The sequence below is a fragment of the Corynebacterium sp. genome, assembly GCF_012838985.1.
Classification (GTDB): domain Bacteria; phylum Actinomycetota; class Actinomycetes; order Mycobacteriales; family Mycobacteriaceae; genus Corynebacterium.
This window is the reverse complement of sequence record NZ_DUOE01000170.1, coordinates 1-2941: the sequence shown is the minus strand read 5'-3', so window position 1 is coordinate 2941 and position 2941 is coordinate 1. Positions and strand designations below refer to the sequence as shown.

General features: G+C 67.9%; 4 protein-coding genes. All 4 read left to right on the top strand.

The features are described 5' to 3' along the window. The coding region (locus GXZ33_RS09830) for an Hsp70 family protein (protein WP_291340857.1) at positions 1 to 449 on the top strand (449 nt) is incomplete at its 5' end. Next, the gene (gene grpE / locus GXZ33_RS09825) at positions 449 to 1102 is read left to right on the top strand and encodes a nucleotide exchange factor GrpE (RefSeq protein ID WP_291340856.1); all 654 of its coding nucleotides are present in this window, start codon (positions 449 to 451) and stop codon (positions 1100 to 1102) included. The genes GXZ33_RS09830 and grpE, both read left to right, overlap by 1 nt. Positions 1103 to 1240: 138 nt before the next feature. Further along, positions 1241 to 2434: a molecular chaperone DnaJ gene (dnaJ, locus tag GXZ33_RS09820; protein ID WP_291340855.1), complete on the top strand. Its 1194-nt coding sequence runs from the start codon at positions 1241 to 1243 to the stop codon at positions 2432 to 2434. Positions 2435 to 2454: 20 nt separating this feature from the next. Further along, complete coding sequence (locus GXZ33_RS09815; RefSeq protein WP_291340858.1) at positions 2455 to 2868, top strand: helix-turn-helix transcriptional regulator; 414 nt, start codon at positions 2455 to 2457, stop codon at positions 2866 to 2868. The last annotated feature ends 73 nt before the right edge of the window (positions 2869 to 2941 follow it).

The following is a 2941-nucleotide window of genomic DNA, read 5'->3' as shown; positions in this document are numbered from 1 at the left end:
GCAAGGAGAACACGATCAAGATCCAGGACGGCTCCGGCCTGTCCCAGGAGGAGATCGACCGCATGGTCAAGGATGCGGAGGTCCACGCCGAGGAGGACAAGAAGCGCCGCGAGGAGCAGGAGACCCGGAACAACGCGGAGTCCATGGTCTACCAGACCCGCAAGTTCATGGAGGAGAACTCCGACAAGGTCTCCGAGGACATCAAGACCAAGGTCGAGGACGCCGCCAAGGAGGTTGAGGAGTCCCTCAAGGGTGAGGATCTCGAGGCGATCAAGGCCGCCGTCGAGAAGCTCTCCGCCGAGTCCCAGGAGATGGGCAAGGCCATCTACGAGGCCGAGGCCAACGCCGGCGCCACCCAGGCTGACGCGCCGACCGCGGACGCCGACGACAACGTCGTCGACGCCGAGGTCGTCGAGGACGAGCCGGACACCGGTGAGGAGAAGAAGTAGTGACACACCCGAACCCGATGCCCGATAACCCGGGCGACCCGGAGTACACCGACCCGGAGGCGACCTCGGCGGACCGCGCCGAGGCAGCCGCCGAGGAGGCCGCGCGTGCCCAGGAAGAGGACCCCGACTCCCGCGTGGAGCCGGAACTCGACCCGGAGCTCGAGGCGGAACTGGAGGCCGCACTGTCCGACATCGACGCCGATGCCGACGGTGACGGCGAGGTCTCCGACCTGGAGTCCCAGCTCGCGGAGCGCACTGAGGACCTGCAGCGCGTGAGCGCCGAGTTCGCCAACTACCGTCGGCGTACCGAGCGTGACCGCCAGGGCATCATCGACACCGCCAAGGCGTCGGTGCTGACCCAGCTGCTGCCGATCCTCGACGATCTGGAGCTGGCCCGCCAGCACGGTGACCTCAACGAGGGCCCGCTCAAGGCCTTCGCCGACAAGTTCACCGACACGGTCACCGGCCTGAAGCTCACCCCCTTCGGTGAAGAGGGCGAGACCTTCGACCCGGAGATCCACGAGGCCGTCCAGGACCTCTCCTCCGGTGAGGAGAAGACACTGGGCACCGTCCTCCGCCGTGGTTACCGCGTCGGGGACAGGGTGGTCCGCAACGCGATGGTCATCATCGCCGACCCGGCCCCCACCGAGTAACGGGTCCGCCCGTCACACACCTGCACCGCCGTCCGAGACACGCACCTCCAGCCGCCCTCGGGCGGCGGTGCCCCCTTTAGTTAGCGATAAAAAAGATCAAGACAAAGAACTTCTCATCCTGAAAGGAGGAGATGCCCAGTGACCGTTCAGCGAGAGTGGGCAGACAAGAACTACTACGCGGATCTGGGGGTCTCCTCGTCCGCCTCCGCCGAGGACATCAAGAAGGCCTACCGCAAGCTCGCGCGTGAGAACCACCCGGACAAGAACCCGGGCGACAAGGCCGCCGAGGACCGCTTCAAGAAGGCGGCCGAGGCCTATGACGTGATCGGCGACGAGGCCAAGCGCAAGGAATACGACCAGCTGAAGGCGATGCTCCGCTCCGGCGGCGGCTTCGGAGGCTTCGGCGGAGGCGGAGGCGCCGGATTCCCCGGCGGGTTTCGCCAGACGTCGGAAGGGTTCGACGCCTCGGACATCTTCGGACGAGGATCCGGTGGAGGATTTTCTGCGGACGGCGGTCTGGGCGATATCTTCGGTGGCCTTTTCAACCGCGGCGGCGGTCCTCGCCACGCAGCTCGGCCGACGCGGGGAGCGGACGTCGAGACGGAGATCACCCTTGACTTCCGTGAAGCGGCCAAGGGCACGACGATCCCGCTCCAGCTGACCGGCGACGCACCCTGCAACACCTGCCACGGTTCCGGCTCCAAGTCGGGCAACCCGCAGACCTGCTCGGTGTGCAACGGCTCCGGCTTCACCTCGGAGAACCGCGGCGCCTTCGGCTTCAGCGCACCGTGCACCAACTGCTCCGGCACCGGCCAGGTCATCACCGACCCCTGCACCACGTGCCACGGTTCGGGCACGGTCCGCCGCACCCGTCAGCTGACCGTCCGCATCCCGGCGGGCGTCATCGACGGCCAGAAGGTCCGCCTCGCGGGCCAGGGGGAGGCCGGCCCCCAGGGCAAACCCGCGGGCGACCTGTTCGTCACCGTCCACGTGCGTGACGACGCCGTCTTCACCCGCGACGGCGACGACCTCGAGGTGACCGTCCCGGTGTCCTTCTCCGAGCTCGCGCTCGGCGACACGATCACCGTGCCGACCCTCGACGCCCCCGTCCGGGTCAAGGTGCCCGCCGGCACCCCGAACGGCCGGACCCTGCGTGTCCGTGGCCGCGGCGTGCCGAAGAGCGGGGACAAGGCCGGTGACCTGCTGGTCACCGTCGAGGTGGCCGTGCCGAAGAACATGGACGCCGCCGCCACCAGCGCCCTGCGGGAGTACGCGCAGGCGGAGAAGGACTCCGGCTTCAACCCGCGCGACGGGTGGGCCGGGAACAAGTGACATGAGGAGGTGTAGTGACCATGAAGGAGGAGAAGTCACCGACGGATGACCTGGGCGAGGTCTTCGTCATCTCGGTCGCCGCTGAACTCACCGGCATGCACGCCCAGACCCTGCGCACCTATGACCGCATGGGCCTGGTCACGCCGGAGCGCACCAGCGGCGGCGGGCGCCGTTACTCGCGCAAGGACATCTCCCTGCTGCGCCGCATCCAGCAGCTCAGCCAGGAGGAGGGCGTCAACCTCGCCGGCATCAAGGCGATCATCGAACTCACCGAGGAGGTCGACCGCCTCCGCGCCGAGGTCGAGGAACTGCGTGAACGGCGGGAACAGGAGTCCCGTCCGCGTGGTGAGCTGGTCCACGTGCCGCGGTCCACGGCGATCGTGATGTGGGAGCCGCGGCGCGGCCGGCTGCGGCGACATCAGGACCATCGCTAGAAGAACCGACACGAGCCCACGCTGACCCTGTTTCCCGGGGTGAGCGTGGGTTTGTGCGCCTGTCACAACAATT